Source organism: Acidisoma sp. L85, from assembly GCF_009765865.1.
GTDB lineage: Bacteria > Pseudomonadota > Alphaproteobacteria > Acetobacterales > Acetobacteraceae > Acidisoma.
On sequence record NZ_LMUQ01000022.1, the window covers coordinates 43,322 to 62,570 of the forward strand.

At 59.2% G+C, this 19,249-nt stretch carries 16 protein-coding genes and 4 pseudogenes; 8 read left to right on the top strand and 12 right to left on the bottom strand.

What is annotated here, in order from left to right:
- Positions 1 to 2,477: PAS domain S-box protein (locus GSQ83_RS04055; protein WP_159013247.1), on the bottom strand; the 2,477-nt coding region annotated here is incomplete at its 3' end.
- 1 nt (position 2,478) lies between these two features.
- The gene (locus GSQ83_RS04060; protein WP_158801609.1) at positions 2,479 to 3,111 is read right to left on the bottom strand and encodes an MEDS domain-containing protein; all 633 of its coding nucleotides are present in this window, start codon (positions 3,109 to 3,111) and stop codon (positions 2,479 to 2,481) included.
- A 697-nt stretch (positions 3,112 to 3,808) separates the two neighbouring features.
- On the opposite strand from GSQ83_RS04060, the gene GSQ83_RS04065 reads away from it, so the two are divergent.
- The 5 genes and pseudogenes from GSQ83_RS04065 to GSQ83_RS30305 form a co-directional block, all read left to right on the top strand.
- Positions 3,809 to 4,180: a response regulator transcription factor gene (locus tag GSQ83_RS04065; protein ID WP_216849920.1), complete on the top strand. Its 372-nt coding sequence runs from the start codon at positions 3,809 to 3,811 to the stop codon at positions 4,178 to 4,180.
- 80 nt (positions 4,181 to 4,260) lie between these two features.
- The gene (locus GSQ83_RS04070; RefSeq protein WP_216849921.1) at positions 4,261 to 4,878 is read left to right on the top strand and encodes a response regulator transcription factor; all 618 of its coding nucleotides are present in this window, start codon (positions 4,261 to 4,263) and stop codon (positions 4,876 to 4,878) included.
- Between the two features lie 1,114 nt (positions 4,879 to 5,992).
- The gene (locus GSQ83_RS30295; RefSeq protein WP_254065494.1) at positions 5,993 to 6,259 is read left to right on the top strand and encodes an AraC family transcriptional regulator; all 267 of its coding nucleotides are present in this window, start codon (positions 5,993 to 5,995) and stop codon (positions 6,257 to 6,259) included.
- A gap of 486 nt (positions 6,260 to 6,745) precedes the next feature.
- A pseudogene (locus GSQ83_RS30300) lies at positions 6,746 to 7,393 on the top strand (IS5 family transposase); the annotation flags it as partial.
- Positions 7,394 to 7,403: 10 nt separating this feature from the next.
- Positions 7,404 to 7,901: pseudogene (locus tag GSQ83_RS30305) on the top strand (transposase); the annotation flags it as partial.
- 41 nt (positions 7,902 to 7,942) lie between these two features.
- On the opposite strand, the gene GSQ83_RS04100 reads toward GSQ83_RS30305, so the two are convergent.
- Both GSQ83_RS04100 and GSQ83_RS04105 read right to left on the bottom strand, forming a co-directional pair.
- On the bottom strand, positions 7,943 to 8,113 hold the full coding sequence (locus tag GSQ83_RS04100; RefSeq protein ID WP_158801615.1) for a hypothetical protein: 171 nt from the start codon (positions 8,111 to 8,113) through the stop codon (positions 7,943 to 7,945).
- A 105-nt stretch (positions 8,114 to 8,218) separates the two neighbouring features.
- Positions 8,219 to 8,450: pseudogene (locus GSQ83_RS04105) on the bottom strand (transposase); the annotation flags it as partial.
- A gap of 768 nt (positions 8,451 to 9,218) precedes the next feature.
- Between GSQ83_RS04105 and GSQ83_RS04110 the strand changes: the two are divergent.
- Positions 9,219 to 9,431, top strand: coding sequence for a hypothetical protein (locus GSQ83_RS04110; RefSeq protein ID WP_158801616.1), 213 nt, complete (start codon positions 9,219 to 9,221; stop codon positions 9,429 to 9,431).
- 279 nt (positions 9,432 to 9,710) lie between these two features.
- Here GSQ83_RS04110 and GSQ83_RS04115 read toward each other — a convergent pair whose 3' ends face one another.
- The 4 genes from GSQ83_RS04115 to GSQ83_RS04130 form a co-directional block, all read right to left on the bottom strand.
- A complete protein-coding gene (locus GSQ83_RS04115) occupies positions 9,711 to 10,010 on the bottom strand; it encodes a putative quinol monooxygenase (protein ID WP_158801617.1) in 300 nt (99 codons plus the stop codon).
- A gap of 136 nt (positions 10,011 to 10,146) precedes the next feature.
- Positions 10,147 to 10,884, bottom strand: a complete 738-nt coding sequence (locus GSQ83_RS04120; protein ID WP_158801618.1) for an SDR family NAD(P)-dependent oxidoreductase — start codon at positions 10,882 to 10,884, stop codon at positions 10,147 to 10,149.
- A gap of 444 nt (positions 10,885 to 11,328) precedes the next feature.
- On the bottom strand, positions 11,329 to 11,967 hold the full coding sequence (locus GSQ83_RS04125; RefSeq protein WP_158801651.1) for a glutathione S-transferase family protein: 639 nt from the start codon (positions 11,965 to 11,967) through the stop codon (positions 11,329 to 11,331).
- Between the two features lie 28 nt (positions 11,968 to 11,995).
- Positions 11,996 to 12,697, bottom strand: a complete 702-nt coding sequence (locus GSQ83_RS04130; protein ID WP_158801619.1) for a peroxiredoxin-like family protein — start codon at positions 12,695 to 12,697, stop codon at positions 11,996 to 11,998.
- Between the two features lie 112 nt (positions 12,698 to 12,809).
- Between GSQ83_RS04130 and GSQ83_RS04135 the strand changes: the two genes are divergently transcribed.
- On the top strand, positions 12,810 to 13,745 hold the full coding sequence (locus tag GSQ83_RS04135) for a LysR family transcriptional regulator (protein WP_158801620.1): 936 nt from the start codon (positions 12,810 to 12,812) through the stop codon (positions 13,743 to 13,745).
- Between the two features lie 179 nt (positions 13,746 to 13,924).
- Here GSQ83_RS04135 and GSQ83_RS31090 read toward each other — a convergent pair.
- From GSQ83_RS31090 to GSQ83_RS04155, 4 genes and pseudogenes are all read right to left on the bottom strand, one after another.
- A pseudogene (locus GSQ83_RS31090) lies at positions 13,925 to 13,969 on the bottom strand (hypothetical protein); the annotation flags it as partial.
- Between the two features lie 864 nt (positions 13,970 to 14,833).
- Positions 14,834 to 15,460: a glutathione S-transferase family protein gene (locus GSQ83_RS04145; protein WP_158801621.1), complete on the bottom strand. Its 627-nt coding sequence runs from the start codon at positions 15,458 to 15,460 to the stop codon at positions 14,834 to 14,836.
- 1,510 nt (positions 15,461 to 16,970) lie between these two features.
- Positions 16,971 to 18,158: a hypothetical protein gene (locus tag GSQ83_RS04150; protein ID WP_158801622.1), complete on the bottom strand. Its 1,188-nt coding sequence runs from the start codon at positions 18,156 to 18,158 to the stop codon at positions 16,971 to 16,973.
- Between the two features lie 196 nt (positions 18,159 to 18,354).
- Positions 18,355 to 18,594, bottom strand: coding sequence for a CDGSH iron-sulfur domain-containing protein (locus tag GSQ83_RS04155; protein WP_158801623.1), 240 nt, complete (start codon positions 18,592 to 18,594; stop codon positions 18,355 to 18,357).
- Positions 18,595 to 18,716: 122 nt separating this feature from the next.
- Between GSQ83_RS04155 and GSQ83_RS04160 the strand changes: the two genes are divergently transcribed.
- Positions 18,717 to 19,172: a MarR family winged helix-turn-helix transcriptional regulator gene (locus GSQ83_RS04160; protein WP_158801624.1), complete on the top strand. Its 456-nt coding sequence runs from the start codon at positions 18,717 to 18,719 to the stop codon at positions 19,170 to 19,172.
- Positions 19,173 to 19,249: the final 77 nt, after the last annotated feature.

Below are 19,249 nucleotides of genomic sequence, written 5' to 3' on the forward strand. Positions count from 1 at the left end.
ACATCTAGCGCGCTGATGGGGGTCTCCTCAAGCCGGGATCGCATCGGGATTGTGAAACTGAACTTGGCGCCCGCACCCTCGTTGGGTTCCGCCCAGAGGCGACCGTGATGACTTTCGATGATTGATCGACTTACGGCAAGGCCGATGCCCATGCCTCCGTCCTTCATCGTATAGAACGGCTGGAAAAGTCGCTCTGCCACCTGCGGGTCGAAGCCCACACCCGCGTCTTGAACGGTTAGGCATGCATGATCGTCGTCTACCAGCGCAGTCCTGACGACCAGCCATCGGGGGCGATCATCGACTTCCTGCATAGCCTCGGCCGCGTTCAGGATAAGGTTTAGAATGACCTGCTGCAGCTGCACGCGGTCTCCCACGATAGGGGGAAGGTCATCGTCGAATTCCAGGCGCAGGACTGCGCGGCTTGTCTGAAGCTGGCTGCGCGAAAGCGTCAGCACCTCTCGTGCCGCTTCATTTAGATCGAGCTGCTCGCTTGCAGGTTTCTTCTTGCTAAATAATGAGCGCAGCCGGGCGACGACATCGGATGCGCGGTTTCCATCACGGATCGTGCGCCGCAGGGTTTCCCGTGCACCGACGAGATTGGGAGGATCGGCAGCCAGCATCCGCAGGCAAGTGTTGGCATTAGTGATGATACCCGCGAGCGGTTGATTGACCTCATGGGCAATCGACGCCGTCAGCGCCCCCATTGTCATTACGCGAGTGACATGTGCCAGCTCGGCCTGGGTGTTGCGCAACTCCTCCTGCGCCTGTTTCCAGTCGTGCATGTCCACGACCGTCCCGTGCCATTTCAAGATGCGGCCCTCCCGATCACGCAACGGCAAGGCGCTTATCACACACCAGCGGTGGCTGTGATCGGCGGCACGAAGTATACGGACCTCAGCACGATAAGGTGCGCCGGATGATACACACGACATCCAGGCCTGTGTCATCTGGTCTACATCATCTGGATGGAGCAACCGGCCCCAACCGGCCCCCATAATTGTTTCAACGGGCAAGCCGGTATAGTCAAGCATGCGAGCGTTACAGTAATCGAGATTGCCGTCTGGCGTCGCGCTCCAAAGCATTTCCGGGATGGTCTCGGTCATTTCGCGGAGCTTGAATTCGCTCTCTCGAAGTTTGCCTTCCGCGAACTTAGACTCCGTGATGTCACGAATGAAAGCGCTGAATACCCAGTCGTGACCAAGCCGCATGGGCACGACTTGGAGTTCGGCGGGAAACTCGGCTCCATCACGGCGGATCGCCGAAACCTCGATCCTCCGCCGCAAGATTGGCCCTTCGCCCGTGAGCAAGAACTTCCGCAGGCCAGTTTCATGAGCCGACCGATACCGCGCCGGCATGACCACCTCGGACATACGCTGGCCAATAACTTCGCTGGCGCTATACCCGAACATGAGCGCGGCTTGCCCGTTCCAGCTCGTTATCATTCCTCCCGCATTCATGGTGATCACCGCATCCAAGGCAGTGTCGATGATTAAACTTGTTCTTTCCTCGGCTCGCTGAAGATCTTCCTGCGACTGCTTGAGCTCTTCAATATCGGTCGATGTACCGACAAATCTCTGGACATTTCTATCAGCGCCATACCACGCTACGGCGCGATTAAGATGCCAGCGGTAGGCTCCGTCCCGAGCCCGACGAAAGCGGACTTCGAAGGTAAAATCGCGCCCCGAACCTACCCCCTTCCAGAAGGCTCGCGATGCAATATCCCGATCGTCGGGGTGTAAGGCAGTCATCCAGGCCTCAGGCTGAGATTGAACGTAGGCACTCGACTGCCCGGTGTATTCCAGCCAGCTCTGATTGACGAAGTCCGGTGTGCCATCAGGCGCGAAGGTCCATGCCGCGACCGGAAGATGTTGCAGCAAACCGACCTGGAGCCGCAGTTCTTCATTTGCGGACGCGAGCTGGCTGGTCCGCTGCGCCACTCGTCGATCGAGTTCTTCGGCTACCTGCTTACGCTCCGTCAACCGCCGCGCTCCGTCCAGTCCTATCGCCGCCTGGTTTGAGGCCGATCGTAACACGACAGTTTCATGATCCCGCGGAAAATCCGGACGCGCAGAGCCGGTCACCAGCATACCGAACTCGCCATGGAGCCCCAGTTGCAAGGGCACGGCTACAATGGCGTCATCCGCGAAGACTCTGCATGACCCTGCGGTCCAGCTTCGTGGCTCGTCTCCCAAACAACGACGGAGGATTTCGCCCAGTTCCTGCGGTGAAGGTTGTGGGCGGGTTCCCGCCCTCATTCTAGCCAGCTCGACATGAGCTTCAGCCGATACATCAGTCATTCTGATGTAAGCGAAATCCAACTGAAGCATGCCATAAAGCGAGTCAATAAGAATTTTGGCGATTTGTCTCGGCTCGCAACCCGCCCAAACGGCCGGAAGTGCGAGTACGCCGACCAGATCACTGATGCAATTCTGAAGGCGCCTGGTCTCTGCCGCAGCCCGCTGCAGAGAATCGTCCATTTTACGCCCCGGATCGACGGCCGCGGAATTCACGCAGAAACTCCTGCGGCGGCAAATAGAATGGGTTTTCTTGCAGAATGCCTCCGATCAGGACCATCGGGTGCGTCCGCATAACATCGATCACCGTGTCGCCGCCGAATTTCGACAAATGATATGTGCAGATGACCGCATCGTCGTGTTGACACCACACATCGTTGACGCGCGATTCGAATTCGATCAGGTCGTCAATATACGACCGATCTTCCGCGGCCCAATCCATGCGGCAGACAATCCGACTCAGGCCGTTCGGTGAATCGGCGCTTCCCTTGGCCAGTTGCTCGAAAGTTTGTAGCATCTGGTTCTGATCGAAATGCCCGTCGCGCAGGTAGGTCTCAACATTGGTTCTGAGCTCGAATTGACCACGTCGTTCGGCCGCCGCTGCGTCGATGCCCGCCGTGGTCAGACGCAACAAATGGTCGTCGCGCTGGCCCGGATTGACGACATGAACTGCCCTATCGCCGAGTTCAAACCCCTCCTTTATAAAAGGGAGCAGAACGTCGTATTCTTCCTCGTTGCTATTGAAGAAGGCGCAGACATGTCGCGCCCTATCAAGCTTCGATCCGGCAAACCGGATTTCTGGCGCAGCGTGCTTCAATGAGCGCTCCCTCTACCGGAATTTGCCGTCGCGCAAGTTGCGTCTAGGTGAATAGCCTATTTTTTGAGCAGCCGTACATAGTGCTTTGAACTCTCCCGGGCGACGGTGTCAACCCTTCATGCCCCGTTACCCTTCGTCAATCGCCGCGATTTCTCGACCAGGCCGTCCTTAATCCCGCCGGCATGGGAATCACTCTATGTTCAATATGTTAGGGCAGGCTCCTGTGCGTGGACTTGAGCCGGAGTGATTTGCGCAAGACGGTCCATCGCTTCCAAAGGTCCTAGCGGGATCCTCACCCAGCGCGCCTGATTCGAAGCAATTTAGAAGCCGCCCTCTGCGAAAGACTTGGGCTTCACAGGCCCGGCGAGGCGACAAAACTTCAAAACCAACACCTAGGTATAATGCCCGTGCAAGCCCCATCTGGGGCATTGTCGAACAGCAAGAGGAGTTTGGACCGGAGGCGCAAACCGTCTCCTCCGGGAACCGTCGCGATTTGATTGAACACGCTTTGGCAGAGATGGCTCCCGATACCCAAGACCGGAATGCTTATGGCTCGAATTCTCGTACACCGCGGAAGCCTCGACGCTTTGACTGACACCTTGAGGCTGCTTTTTCGTTCCCGAATTGTGTATGGGAGGATCGCGTGCACGTCGTTCGCTCCAGCCCAATCTCATTGCACTGGCGGAGTGGAATAACGTTGCCGAAACGGCCTTATGTTGCGGTGGTCGATGACGACGAGTCCGTAAGGGAGTCTCTGCCGGACCTCCTGCGGGAACTCGGCTACGATGCCCAAGCGTTCTCTTCCGCCGAGTCATTCCTGACGTCGGACCGGCTAAGGCAAGCCGCGTGTTTGGTTCTTGATTATGCAATGCCGGGGATGTCCGGCTTCGATCTCCAGAGCGAGCTGATCCAGCGAAAGCGGAATGTGCCGATCGTGTTTATTACGGCACACGGTGAAGAGGTAATCCGTCTGACGGTCCGCGAACGCGGCGCCGTCGCGTGCCTCCTCAAGCCGTTTAGCGATACCGCGCTGCTGACGGCTCTGGAAACAGCGCTGAAGCCAAAATAGTTCAATCTCCTTGCGTGCAAAGATTAGCGAGGAGTATGGGTGAACTTGTCGTGACAGAAAATAAGACGGATCATTTGTCAATGCGAAGCGCCGACTCGGTCGTTTACATTGTTGACGACGATATCTCGGTGCGGGAATCGCTGGAAGGCCTAATCCTCGAAGCAGGCTGGCAGCCATCCGCATTCGCTTCCGCATCCGATTTCCTTGCTTCGCCGCCTGCCGCGTCTCCCAACTGCCTTGTCCTTGATGTGTCTTTGCCGGATCTGAATGGTCTCGATCTTCAACAGATGATCGCTGGCGAGCGGGCGGACATGCCAATCATATTCATAACGGGATATGGCGATGTTCCAATGAGTGTGCGCGCGATGAAGGCAGGCGCTGTCGAGTTTCTGACAAAACCTTTCGGGGACGAGGCGCTTCTGTCCGCAATCCGCGGCGCTCTGGAGCGCAGCGCCAACCGGCAGGAGACGGCGGCGGATATGCAGTCCTCGCGGTGTCGCTACGACCTCCTCAGCCGCCGCGAGCGCGAGGTCATGGCGTTGGTCGTTTCCGGGCTCATGAACAAACAAGTCGCTGGCAAACTTGGCATAAGCGAAATTACGGTCAAGGCGCATCGCGGTCGTCTCATGCGGAAGATGGAGGCCGCTTCTCTCGCTGATCTGGTCAAGCTCGCGGCCAAACTTGAAGTACCTGGGTGACTGCAGTGCGACTATCCGCGAGACAAACTCAGCGATAGTTCTGCGCAAACTGTTCGATGGCGAAAAACGCTTAGACCGCTACACTTCTTCTAAGCTAACCCCCATCTCTGCGCCGGCCGTTGCGTTCCGCCACTAGTGGCACTTCAAGGACATCTGCTTGAGCCGCAGTATTCTACACTCCGTTCCTGCTCGACGAATGATATTCCACGTCTCGATGCAAAATCTCGAACATCTGCGCCAACCATCGACGTCGTCAATCTCACGTAGACCATAGTCTCATTGACCTCATCTATCGCAAAGCCTTTCATTCACGGGCCGGTTAAGAGGCTTGGCATACACGATAGACGATCTGGGAAATATGATTATGTGCGGCGGGTATGTTGGTGACGCTGGCGGCAGTTCTGCAATGAGAACCGCTTGTGAATCTCGATACAAAACCGGCCTAAGCATCGCCGCGCCAAAACCAGTCTCCGGCCGCAATGCTTACTACGGTGCTGCGGTTACCCGCCGCTTTGGCATCTCCGAGCCTCCTCCCACGATTGTTCGAGAGATTCGCAACTCTATCTTCGCCGTCACTAGAATTGATTGTAAGTTACCTCGTTGCGACGTTACCGCACCGACACCGACCGAGAACGCATATTCACTTACTGTCAGGCTGCGCGACGTGACGCAGTCGCGGGCGTGGATCGGCGGGCGGCTTCAACCTGACGAGGAACGTCCAAAGAACAGTTCAGCCTTCTATGACTTAACAGACGAGATCAGGTTTGCCATTTGCGAGCCGATAGATAGCTTAAATTTCTACATTCACAGAGATACTCTGAACGAGGTCAGTCGTGAGACCGACAAAAGGTCGATCGACCGTTTAATGGTCAGTTTCGGGTCTACGGTATCCGATCCTACGATCGCCGGCCTAGCTGCAAGCTTACTGCCAGCTATGGAGCGCCAACATGAAGTTAACGAGCTATTTGTCGATCACATCGCTTACGGTTTGCTCGCTCATCTAACGGGCCAATACGGCGCTACAGTCGCTGGCAAAATCGCCACGTCCGGCGGTCTGGCGCCCTGGCAGCTACGAAGGGCGAAGGAGCTCATCAGAGGAAATTTAAATGGCGCGATGCGGTATTCGGAAGTCGCCGCCGAATGCAGGCTGTCCCCAGGCCACTTTAGCCGCGCCTTCGCACGTAGCACAGGATTGCCGCCACATCGTTGGCTAATGAGCCTAAGGGTCGATTTAGCGAAAGAATTACTTCTGCAGACTGGGATGCAAATCGCCGAAATTGCCTTGAATTGCGGCTTCGCTGACCAAGCGCATTTTACTCGAGTATTCTCTTCGTCGGTGGGATCGACTCCAGGTCGCTGGCGCCGGGAGTGCCGAGGTTGAACGACGCGGCGCCCCGAGAGTGTCTGCGGGCACTGGCCATGGAGCGGCGCCGGTTCGGCTATCGGCGACTGCACATCTTCCATGTCACCGATTGTCGCTCGCATCATGCGCCCGCGCCATCGCCTAAACCTAGAGCAGGCGACGCCGCGGTGTTCTCGTGCTGCCTGGTCCGGCTATTCGGGCATCCCGGCGAGACGTAGTCATACATCTACATCCGATTGAAGCAGGTGCATTGCCGTCGTGTGTCAAACCGGATGGGGAGTGGCCGCGCGATCAAGGAGCCCGGGGTCCCTGCGACCGGCAATCGCGACCGCGAAGCTCAAACGCCTGCGAATTCATCTGTCAGCGATGGACGATCCAGCTCGAGCGCTTCAAAACCAGCCCGCACCATCACAATGCGGGACTAAACAATTAGGTCTCGAACTCATAAACGGAATTCCGCTGGCAAGGAAGTCTGATTCAAGCTGCTTGTAGTAGGGAGCGAACATGACCCCGCGCCGATATGAGCTGACGGACTTTGAGTGGTCGATCTTGAACCACTGCTTCCGAATAAGCCTCGTGGCGTACGACGCGCCGATGACCGCCGTGTCTTGAATGCCATCTATTGGCGGCTGCGCACGGGTTCACCGTGGGCAGATATCCCAGAGCGGTATGGTCCTCCCACGACCTGCTACAACCGCTTCGTCCGCTGGCGGAAGGTGGGTGTTTGGGACAAGGTCTTCGAGGCTGTCTCGCGAGCCTTTGACGGTGATCTTCAAATGATCGATTCTTCCTCGATCCGGGTCCATCAGCATGCGGCGAACGTCAAAAAGGGGGCCCGCCGGAAACCGACGAAGGTCACGACACTCCATCCCGATGCATGGGGCGCTCGCGCGGCGGACTGACGACAAAGATCCACGCTCTCGTCGATGCCAACGGCAATGCCATTGCCCTCAAGCTGACCGAAGGCCAAGCCCATGACGGCACGAGCGCGCGTGACATGCTGGACACCATCGGCGCGGGTCAAATCCTTCTGGCTGATCGGGCCTACGACAGTGACGCTCTTCGGGGACTTTGACGGACCGTGGCGCCTGGGCCAACGTCAAGCCTATGCAACGAAGGTTCAACATTCCCGCCTTCAGTCCGTTCCCTTATCACTGCCGCAACCCGCGAACTCGATCGCCTGCAACTACTGCTCGCGCAGATCAAAATGGTGGAGGTCGAGCGGGATACCTTGCTTGACGCTGAACGCGCCGCTACGCCGGCGGCGATGGTGTGCTCGACATCAAGGGCATCGGGTCTGAATTCGCCGCTGTCCTGTGGTTGGAGGGGCCGTTCCGACATTTCGACAACCGGTGACAAGTTGCGGCTTATGCGGGCCTGGCTCCAACGCCTTGGCAGAGCGGATCGATCGATCGGGAACGGGGCGTATCGAAGGCCGGCAATCCCAGACTACGAACAACATTGCTCCAGCTCGCCTGGCTCTGGCTTCGTCATCAGCCAGAGTCAGCGCTCAGCCACTGGTTCAAGGAACGGGTCACGCGCAGCGGCGGCCATCTTAAGAAAACAACGATTGGCAATGGCGCGAAAGCTGCTGGTCGCACTTTGGAAATATGTGACCGCTGGTGTCGTAATCGATAGGGTTGTGATGAAGACCGCCTGACGATAGGCGTGAACCAAATTTCGCAATCTTTTAGAACCTGATCAGTCCTGGCGGATCCAACTGGACGAACCGATGAACATATGGCTTGAACAGCCGATAAGTAGAATGGTCTCGTTCTCTCGAGCCTCGCCCGCCGCAAGCGAGATATTGGTGTAGCCGTTGGAGCGGCGACCGGATGTGAGCTTGATCGTGCTCGGAACGGGCAGCGTCATATCGAATGCGCTCAGAACTTAGGTGCCGATTTGAAACACCATAGGAGACTGACCAATGTCGCCTTGGTAAGACTTCTTGACCGGAAACTCCTCATGTGAGTGATCCACCGTGCTGCGCGGCGGCGGGTCCTTCGGAATCGCGCGCCACTGACAGCCAGTGCTCAGCACATACATCAGGCCGTTCGTCACATCGCGCACATTCACAATCCGCTTGTTGCCCGCCACGCTTGGCCCGCGGGATCTCCGTCTTGCCCAGAGCCCATTCCTCATCTGTTAGGTCGCTCGGGTAGCGCAGTTTGCTCCAGTTATAGCGAGCGCGGTTCTCGACAATCCACATCGGGGGGCTCCAGCGAATCGGGGCAGCCGCTATCGAATCATAATCGTCTCTCAAGACTCAAGATGATCTTGGACCGAAACTTAGTGAATTCATCGCATTAGCCGTTCAGGCCGCATCCGCCATACGATAACAACCATCAGGTTCGACCAACTCAACGACTATATCGATCTAGTGAGGACGGGTGCGGTAATCAGTATGAAGTTTTGATAAACCTGGTCCGCCGGGCTGGAGCATCCAACCTCAAATGCCCGGCGAGCACAGAGGGCCTTCGGACATTGTTCCGACCGGATTTTCGTCGTGCTCGCAAGTATTGTAACTCGCGGCCGGTCGAGGGCATGCCCGCCTATGAAATTCTTACCTCTTTTACCTGCCGTCCATCCGCGCACTAATGGGGCGCAGCGGCGGAGTGCTCGATGAACGCGGCGACCTGGCTCGGATGGGATAAGATACCGGCATGGCTGCTGACTATCTCGACCGTATGCGCGTGTGCGCGCGTAGCCATTTCGCGCTGCTGGGGCGTGGGCGCCCGCATCGGGTGCGTACGCGGCAATGTAGCTTGCGGGCGTTTTTTCCAGCGCTGAGGGACGTGTTCCGGTGTCGGCGATTGCCGTGTGACGGCTCTCGTCGCCGTCGAGCGCGGGCTTCAGGCCGAGCAAGCCCCCAAATGAACGTCGGCCAGGGGACGTGCAAATAGGCGAGCAAGTCTCGAAGGTGCTGACCTTCCCGCCCAGCACGAGGTGTCTAGTTTTTGCTCGCGGACGCGTCTCTGTGACGCTATGCCCGTTTGGGCCGGTTTTCGCCACTGTGCCGGTTGAGGTCGCACCGTTGAACCCGGTGATGGCTCGGCTATCGGTTATCGTCCAATTGGTTACCCTTCGGTTGAACGAGCTCGTCGCTGTCGCGCCATTCGGGCGGGTCGCGGTGATCGTTCGTCCGAAGTTGCCACCGCCATTGTCCGAGGGCGTGAACGTCCGGCTGTAGGTCCATGCCCGCAGAGCCGGTATAAAAGCAGCCACGCGCGTTGGCAGGCGTGATCGATGCGACAAAGGCTACGAGGATCGACAAGCTCACTCCCAGCGTACGGTTGCTGAAATAAGTCAGATCTAACTCCGCTTTAACGCGGTCGACCTTGACGAGCTCGCCCGGGAAATGGTCCGAACGGCCGCGTGCGAGACAGATGACCCGTGCGCCTCGATTTGTCAGCCGATCGGGCAGCGCTCGCCGATACCCTGGCGCCGTTGATGAGAACGGCCGCGCGCGTCACGGCAGTTTCTCCGCGATGAGGTCGACCTTATGGATCTCGGGCGCAGCCGCAAGAAGGTCGCTCGATATGACGCCGAGCGCCGCAGCGACGGGGCCGTTGAGATGGGCGTCCCGTCCCGCCTCATCGTCGAACGTGTCGAAGATCATGAAGCTCTTCGTGTCGAGCCGACCGGCGAACCAGGCAATCGTGCCGGGCTCCCCGTCGACTAATGTTCGTGCGGAGGCCAGGAAGGTGGCGACTTCTTGTTCGTGGCCGACAGCGGCCTTGAGGTTGACGAGAAGGGCAAAGCGCCTCATCGGCATGGTTCCTGTTCGAAGTAAATTGGGACCGCCGCCGGTTCGGCGGGGGTCTCGGAACGGCCGCCTCGGCGGACGGCCAGAAGTTGCTGGGACGGCAGGTCGGGTCCAACCGGCCGTCCCCTTTGGGGGTCGATCAGTACTGGGAGACGCCGCCATCGACATCAAGCTCGATGCCGGTGATGTAGGCGCTGTCGTCGGAGGCTAGGAACACGGCCGCCTTGCCCAGGTCCTCGGGCGTGCCAAGGCGCGAGAGCGGGATCATATTGATGATTCCGGCATGTGCCTCTTGTGGGATCAACGACTGAAGACCCGGGGTCAGCGTATGGCCAGGGCTCAGCACGTTGATGCGGATACCCAGTTCCTTTGTGTCATGCAGCCAGCCGCGAGCCAGGTTACGGACAGCTGCCTTGGTCGACGCGTAGACCGACATGTTGGGAATGCCGATCGAGCCGGCGATCGAGCCGGTGAAAATCACCGACGCACCCTTCGGCAGCAGCGGCAGCGCCTTCTGGAATGCGAAGAGCAGGCCCTTGACGTTGACGGCGTAGGTCTTGTCGAAGTGCTCTTCGGTGATCTCGCCGACCTTCATGAATTCATAGAACCCGGCGTTCAGCATCAGCACGTCGATACGGCCGGCCTTCTCCCTGACCGTCGCGTAAACGCGGTCGAGATCGGCGAGCTTCCCTGCGTCGCCCTGGATGCCAACGCTGCCATTGCCGATCTCGGCCACGGCCTTATCAAGTTCTGACTGCCGGCGGCCGGTGAGGAACACTCGCGCACCTTCATTGGCGAACGCCTTGGCAATACCGAGGCCAATGCCGGCGCTGGCCCCGGTCACGACGGCGACCTTGCCCTCTAGTTTTCTGCTCATATAAGCGAATCCTTCGATCTCTATTATCCCACGCGCTCGTCACTGGTGCGGCGCGGGGCGTCGGGGCGCCGGGATCGGCGCCAGAGCTTGAGAATAAGAGATCGAGGGGACAGCCTGTAGTTCGGAGACGAGACTAAAGTTTATTCTGCTCTGGAATGATGCGAAACCGAGCGTGATCAGCGACAGCTTGGTGCCGCCGCGTTTCAAAACGCCGATGCTCTGTGCATCGAGCATCGTCGAGGTGGGGGCATGCCGAAGATCGGTGATTGCGAGTTCGTCCCGCGCAGCCGGATCAGCAACGTCGCTGGCGCCCGACGACGGGCTCGAGGCTAATCACGAGGTTAATATCGGGAACTTCTCGAAGTCCTCCATGTCGACAGCTTCTCATGAGGCCGCCCGCTTCGGCTGGCTGCCGCACATCCGCCGGCACGAGGGCTTGGACGATCAGGCCGGCGGCACGAGGGCAGTGACTTTGGCGATACCAGCCTGGACGCCCGGCCGTGCCGCGATCATTTCATACCAGCGCGCAATATTCGGCGAATTGTCGAAGTCGATGCCAGCGAACTCCCGACGCCACAACCAGCCGAAATGCACGATGTCTGCGATGCTGAATGCGTCACCGGCGACGAATGTGCGCTTAGCCAACAACCCATCGAGCACAGCGAAGACGCGCTCGGACTCGGCTTGGAAACGGTTGATCGCTAACGGGACCTGCTCAGAAGCCTGACGCTTGAAGAACCCGACTTGGCCGAGCGCCGGGCCAATGCCAGTCAGATGGAAGAACATCTGTTCGAAGACCCGTGCCCGGTAGACTCCGTCCTTTGGCAGCAGCTTGCCGCTCTTCTCCGCGAGGTAGATCAGAATGGCGCCCGACTCGCTGAGGGTCAGTGGCTGGCCGTCAGGTCCTTCGGTATCAACCAATACCGGGACCTTGCCGTTCGGATTAACGGCGAGGTAGTCGGGCTGCTTTTGTTCGCCCTTGCGCACGTTGATCGGCTTGAGCTCGTATGGAAGCCCCATTTCCTCAAGCGCGATCGGCACGCGCACGCTGTTCGGAGTCGAAAAGGCATAAACTTGGTACATCGGTGCTTCCGTCTGTTCGGGGTGGGACTCAGGAACGTCGCCTGGAGGGCGGCGGGTTGGCAGCTGCGGAAACTGCAGTGGCAGCAACGCGCGTGGACTGCAGGCGGCGCAACGCGATCAGGATCTCGGCCGGCTCGATCCGCTTGGTGAAATCACTATCGAGGTACGAGAAGACAATCCGCCCGGACGAATCGGCTACGTAGGTTGCGGGGATCGGAAGCGGCGTGCGACAGCAGGCGCTGTCGGGACGGCCGAGTGCCCTGTAGTCATTGTGGAGCTCGTCGGCCGGCATGAAGGCAATGCCGAAGCTCGTGGCCACCTTGGCGCCGACATCGGCCAACAGTGGAAACGGCGTGGGCACTATTTGGCACAGAAGTCGAACTTTACTGACTTGGGGGGCGATCGCGATGAGGGAGGCTCCGAGGACGGTGACTTCGCCAGTTACGCGGGTCAGGGCTTCGAGTTCGAGAGCGCAGAATTGGCACCAGCCACCTCGATAGAAGCAGATAGCGACGGGTCCGCCTTGCAATAGAGAGCGGAGCCGAACCAGGGCGCCTTGCCCGTCCCGCAGCCGAAAATCCGGCACTGTGTCGCCTGCCCTGAGTGCTCGCCGCAGCATACCCGAAGCGCGCAGGCGCGCCGCTTCCGCCTGCAAGCGGTCGAAGGTGCCCGGGGGAAGGTCGCTCTCGGCTTGGCTGCGCAGCGCTGCCAGTCGCGACTTCAAAGACATCGGGGGAGCCTCGGTTGGATGTTCGAAGAGCGTCTCAACCGTATCTGCCCATGTGCACTTGACGAGAGGAGGCTGCATAAGGAGATATCCTTCATTCCGACGGGGAATGACGATGAATCGACTGGCCGCCATGGACGCCTTTGTGCGCGTCGTCGATACCGGCTCTTTCACCGGTGCGGCGCGTCAGCTCCGCGTCGGCCAACCGGCGATTTCCAAGATCATCGCCCAGCTCGAGGACCGGGTTGGTGTGAAGCTTTTGCTGCGTTCGACCCAAGGGCTAACACCGACGGAAGCTGGCGAAACTTTCTACGAACACGCCAAGCGGTCGGTCGAAGAGGCCGACGAAGCGGAAGTCAAGGCCCGCGGGGCGGCCGCAGCGCTCTCTGGCCGGCTGCGAATCGGCGGCGCTGTCACCTTCTCTCGGCTCCACGTCGTGCCACGGCTTCGCAAATTCATGGCGATGCATCCGGCTCTCGACCTCGAGGTGTTTCTCGACGATCGCGACGTCGATCTGGTCGAGGCCGGCATCGATATTGCGCTCAGGATGGGTGACCAACAGGATTCGTCACTAACGGCACGCAAGATCGGCAGCAGCCCGCGTGTCGTCGTTGGTGCGCCCAGCTATCTCGAGGAAGCCGGAATTCCGGTAACGCCGGCGGACCTCGTGGCGCATCAGTCGGTAATTTACGACCGGCGCGGCGGAGGCATCGTCTGGACGTTCACCCAAGGCACGGCCGAAAGCGCCGTCACGCTCAAGGGTCGGGTTCGCCTCACGGCAGCTGAAGGCGTGCGGGAGGCAGTGATCTCGGGGATAGGCCTTGCGGTCGCTTCGGAGTGGATGTTCTCGCCCGAGATTGCGTCTGGGCGCGTGGCACGCGTCCTAGCGGACTGGTCGTTGCCGAAGATTGATCTCTGGGCCGTATTCCCGTCGGGGCGCAACGTCAGCACGAAGGCGCGGGCGTTTGCGAGCTTTATCGAACAGGAGCTCGGATCGAAATTCGCCGATGACGAGAAGGAGGCCGGCGACGAAGTGGTCGCTACCGGCTGATTAAGCGGCCGACCCCTTACTGAAAGCCCAAAGCTTGCTAGTGCGACGAGTGCCAGCCCGACCGAAGGTTCACCGCTACTGTTCTTTGTACCCATACTCGATGTTGTTGCCAATCGCGCCGTATGTTTGAACGGCAAGAATTTGCCGGATATCGTGAGTTTGACGCGATCACCTATTGGGTTCGGCGGTCGCTCCATGTCGAAGTCGAAGTCGATCGCGGACATTATGCCGTCGCCGAATTCTTACTCGAGTAGCGCTTCCAGGCCAGTCTGTCGATCATCACTTACTCGTAGAGGCGATAGCTAGCGGATCGCTCCGCGGCATTTTTACGCCCTCACCGGGCATCGGCACCTCATTGAGCCTGGTTCGCTCGCCCTCGGACAAGCTAAGCAACTTTGTAGCCGCAACCGCCTGTGGCTCGGTCGACTCATTTGACCCAGTATGGCGCCGACGATCAGCACTTCGGAGTGACCGCCGATCTAATTGCAGATATATTTCCAACTCCAGCCGTTCTCGCGTTTGATGTCGAGCTGAGTCGTCGGGACGGGCGCCAGAGCCTCGATTATGAGATCGAGGAGAAGCCCTGTAGGTCGTGAATGGTAATAATCTCTATTCCTGTTTGGAATGCACTCTAAGGCCAGCAGCAGAAGAAGCGTCATTTGCCCCCGGGAGGCACGGATACCGCGCGAAAGCGTCCACGATGAAGTCGACAAAGGCCTGACTTTGCGCGCAATCATCTGGATCGGATCACGGCATCGATGGGCGTCGCGGTCGCACGTCACCGCTAAATAACTCCGTCGCTGTGCCAGAAGCAAAGTTCGCCCGAAACAGCCGGCGCGGCGACTTTTTACGCTTCCTCGTTTATTCGCAAACCCGCAGCCGCCAGAGCGCAGGTTAGTATTTTACACCGCAGGCCAGCGGCAGTGGGCTTCGAACCTCAACGCGGGGCCGCACCATCGAGCGTGTCCCAGTGCATGCTGAATCGGAATCCGAGACCTCAGCTCGTGCCGGTTATAGCCATGCCGTCAAGCTCGGCGGCGAAGTGGAGCGAAATACTGCTTCGTCACGCTACTCGTAGATCCGCATCGTCAGGGGGAAAGCGGCTGCGCGCAGTGCTTCGCGTAAGCCGGTCGGGTCAACAATCGATCGTACCAAGCGCGCAACATCGGCAACTCCGGCCTATCAATTGGCAGCATAAACCAGCGGTGCAAGGACGGCCCGAACGCCACATCGGCGATCGACGGTTGAGCGCCGCCCAGGAACTCACAGCCAGCGAGCCCCGCCTCCACAATTGTCCATACCCGTCCTGTCTCGAGGGCTGCCGCCGCAATTGCTGCCGGATCGCGCTTCTCCGATGGCGTCCGCACGAGCCCGATGAAGACCCGGTTCAACGGCCCCGTCAGCAGCGTTTGCTGGAGGTCTAGCCACGCATCCGTATGAGCGCGCAGCCGCGATGTAGCCGGATACCAGTTGCTGTCAGATGCGTATTCGCTGCCCAAATAGCGCAGGATCGCGTTGCTCTCAAACAACGAGAACGCATCTTCCTCCAACGTCGGCACCAAACCAGCCGGATTCATCGCCAGATATTCTGGCGTGTGCGTTCCGCCAAATGGTCCGCCCACATCAATCCGCTCGAAGTCCAAGCCGAGCTCGTCCAGCAACCACAAAACCTTCATTACGTTAGAAGACGAAGAACGGCCCCAGATCCGGATCATACCGCGGCACCCTTACTTTTCGTATGCAACCAGCCGTAGCCTCGGCCACCCAACAGCAACACTTGTGGATCCGCCGTGGCTGGGTCAGATGGTTTGCATACCACGTCCCTACTGAGCTCCTCTTGGCAGGAGCTCAGCGTCAAGATCGCACCGCGCTAACATACCTCCTCCGGACGCTCCCTGCGTTCTAAGCCACCGCAGGCGCAGACCGCGGCACATTTGTCTGACGCGGAATGGCCCTCCTCACACCGTTGAGCAGATATGGGCGACTCAGGCCACCCGGTCACCGGGTACGCCCGACGCGAGACCGCCATCGTTCTTTCTTCGTGGACGATCGGTGCCTGAAGCAACAGCGTGAATGTCCACACGGCTTAACCTAAGTTCACGAAGCTCGTGATCGGTATACATCGAGAGCTCATTTGCAATTTGCCGATAATCTTGACGATTTGCACGCCGGTCTTCCCGGCCTCGACGATATTGTCGAGCTAACCCTGAAAAAATAGTGAGAAGAGTGTTCATCGCATCAAATACGCCCACCGAACAGCTCCCGTCGTGCTGCATCGCAACATTAGGCTCAATAGAAGATCAAGGCAGCTTCGGGCTAGGTACTTGCGCTGCTCCGCGTCCCGACCGCTTCAAGCTCAAGGCCTAAGCAGACGAGGACGTGTCGGCCGCGCGGAGCGAATTTGATCATCCCGGCTCGCGGTCGTCCAACGGCACCCAGGTCATGGTCTAGAGCCTCGCCCAACCTGTTGCCACAAACGTCTTCGAGACGCTCAGAGACGACGAGGCGGTGTTCCCCGGCACTCCAACGGTGGCCTGGGATAAGCTGCGCCGCTGTTCCATCCGATGTGAGTAAAACACGAGTATGAACGACCTCTCCGTAAGGGGTCCGGACTCCGATCTCATTCTCGCAGAGGGCCGCGTCCATAACCCTGTCGAAGTGCACAACAGCGGGATCTAGGCTCCCCACCGTCGGTGAGACAATACGCCAGCAGGTCTCCTTGAGCGCTTCTAGAACTGGATCGCTTACGCGGAAGGTATGGCGAGCCGTCTGCCCGAGCGCCGTGGCGACAAGGCTGTATGACCGCCCGACGACAAGGGCCGGCTCGTGAGCCGGGTCCGCCCCAAGACCGCGCTTGATCCTTCCTGGCTCCATCAGCACCGTTAGGCGACGCCCATCAGGCGACCAGAGCTCCTGCGACAGGACGAGGAAAGGGTCTCGCACCACCTGCTCCTCCTCGTTCAGCAGCCAGAGTCGCTCACGATCGAAGTGCGCCTCTCCTGGCCTCGGGAAATGTATATAGAAACGCAGGGTGTTGGCAGGGAGCACCTTGGCTTGGGGAGAGATGCGGATGGGTATCTCAGTCATTCAATTCGCGGCTCTCGCAAAATGACGCTCGACCGTGTACGGACGGCCGAACGCTCGCCTGGCGTGTCGGTGAACCGACATCGTCGTCAAGCGCTTCCCCGCCGCGGTTTCCACTGCTTCCCTCTCGCTTTCCTTCGGTCACGCCGCCTGCTTCGGCGGGAACTGGGCGCCCGGGAAATCAAATTCTACCCAGATCTTGTCTAGCCGTCCGGGAAGCGGGCTGGTCATCAGGGTCTCAAGTGCCAGATCGCCGGTATCTGCATAGCGGGTCAGCGAGACGAAGAAGCGGTCGCTGAACAGGTCGGCCCGCAACGACGATCCGACGAACAGCACCTGCTTGCCGACCGGCCCGGCCGGCATGCTGGGGTGTTGGTCCAGCATCTTGTCCTGGGTCGGTCGGTTCTCGGGCGTGTAGCCTTCAGCGGAGCGGATTCCGGAGAGCGGAACTATCATGGGGCCGCGACTGAGATTGGTGATGAACAGCTTGTCCTCGTCCCCATCACGGAAGGCGACCATGCTGATGGGCTGGCCGTTGCCCATGTCGCCGATCGTCTTGCCCCTCACCTTGGCGCCGTGCTTCAGCTCGGAGACTGGAATGGTGACGAGCGGACTGCAAGCGTAGGCGGCGACGAGCGTGTCCTCGCCATCGATGGTGGCGAACTGCATGGTCCGGATCGGCGCACGCGTTTCGTAGAGGCCGTGAGCGAGATGGTAGATTTCCAGTTGGGTCTCGCTGGCGGCCCCGGTGAACGGATTGGGGATACGTCGCAGCGTGGAGGAGAACTCCTGGTTCGAGACGCCGGCGACGTACACGTCGCCGTTGTGAAACTTCAGATCCACGATCGTCATGGACCGGAGCGGCGTACGCGCCTTCTCGTCGAAGACCGCCGCCGGCGGATATGGGAAAGAGCCGGCCCGCGACCTAAAGGTCTTGCCCTCGTCGGGAACGTCAGTCAGGCGGTGTACTGTCATCTTCGACGATGAGAGATCGAAGGGCCGGACCTCTCCGGCGAGCGAGACGCTCACGACCGCAGGCTCCAGGCGATCGCCGTTGCGCACTCCGGCGGACAGGTATGGCTCGCGCGTGACGGGGTGGACGGCCATTCCATTTATCACCAAGCTCTTCACCGCCACGCCCAGCACGCCGGCGATCTTCTCGTCGATCGACTCGAAGAGGAAGGGATCAAGTGAGACTGGAGCCTGGCCCCGTTCCGTCTCGAAGGCGAAGACGGCGCCGAGCTTGTTGTCGCCGACGAAGAGGACCCCGTCAGGGCTGAAGGCCAGAGCCCCCGCCGCTTGCGGGGTGATTTGTTCAAGCGTTTTCATGATGACCTCCATCGTCGCTAACAGCGGCCGTTTAATTAGATAGATGAGAGATTGCGCACGACGGGGTCAGGCCACGACGCTTGTCGCTCCGGAAGAAAATAAGCCGGATAGTGAAGATCCGACTTGCGTCAATACTTCGACCCCCGCAGCGTTCCGCTTCCGCCGCGGCCGCCTCGTCGCCAGGTCGCAACGATCTTTAGAGCTTGGTGTGGCTGCCATCGCAAAAGACGCCACTTTTGCTGCTCTTGCAGCCACAAAGGTACGCCGTCTTGGTTTCTATGGCCTCGAATTTTATCGGAGAGAGGCCGCTGCCGGCGTGGCTTCCGTTACAGAAGGGCTGCGTCTTGCTCAATCCACAGGAACACCAGTAGTAGCTCGCGCCTGCTTCAACTTGAACGGGATATGGACCTTTTTGCGCGATCGTTGGTACTGACATTTAATCTCCTTTGCTTGCGCTTCACGTTCTGGTAAACTACCTTGACTAATGAAAGTAAAGCACCTTGATGATATGGTCAAGAGCCTTGATGATTTTTTGGTTCGGCGACGACGTGGGCGCTCGTGAGTAGCTCAAAGGAAGAAAAGGGGGTCAACTTTGCACCGGCCTTGGCTGCCGCCAGCCGTGCCTTAACCGCCACCATGATGGCCAAGGTTGCTAGTTGTGGGTTCAAAGACATGACCCCCGCCTTCGCGAGCCTCATGCCCCTACTTGATGCGACCGGCGCCCGACCCACCACCTTGGCGCAGCGAGCCGGAATCACCAAACAGGCGATTAGTCAGCTGGTTCGCGAGCTGGAAGCACGCGGCTATGTCGAGCAGGTGCCCGACGCAACCGACACACGCGCCAAGATCGTGCGCCTGACGAAGCGTGGGGTCGACATACGCGCGGCCTGTGCGGAGGTGAAAAATGAACTACAGGCCATTGCCGTCGCAAAGCTTGGCAAATCACGAGTATCACGATTGCAGCGGGATCTCATAGAGCTTGCCGCCGCTCTTGAGGACATGCACACGCGCTGAATACTGAGGTGGCTTCTGGCACCCGCCCGAACGCACCAGCGGATTGGAATAGCCGGCCGGTAGAGCGATGCCTCACC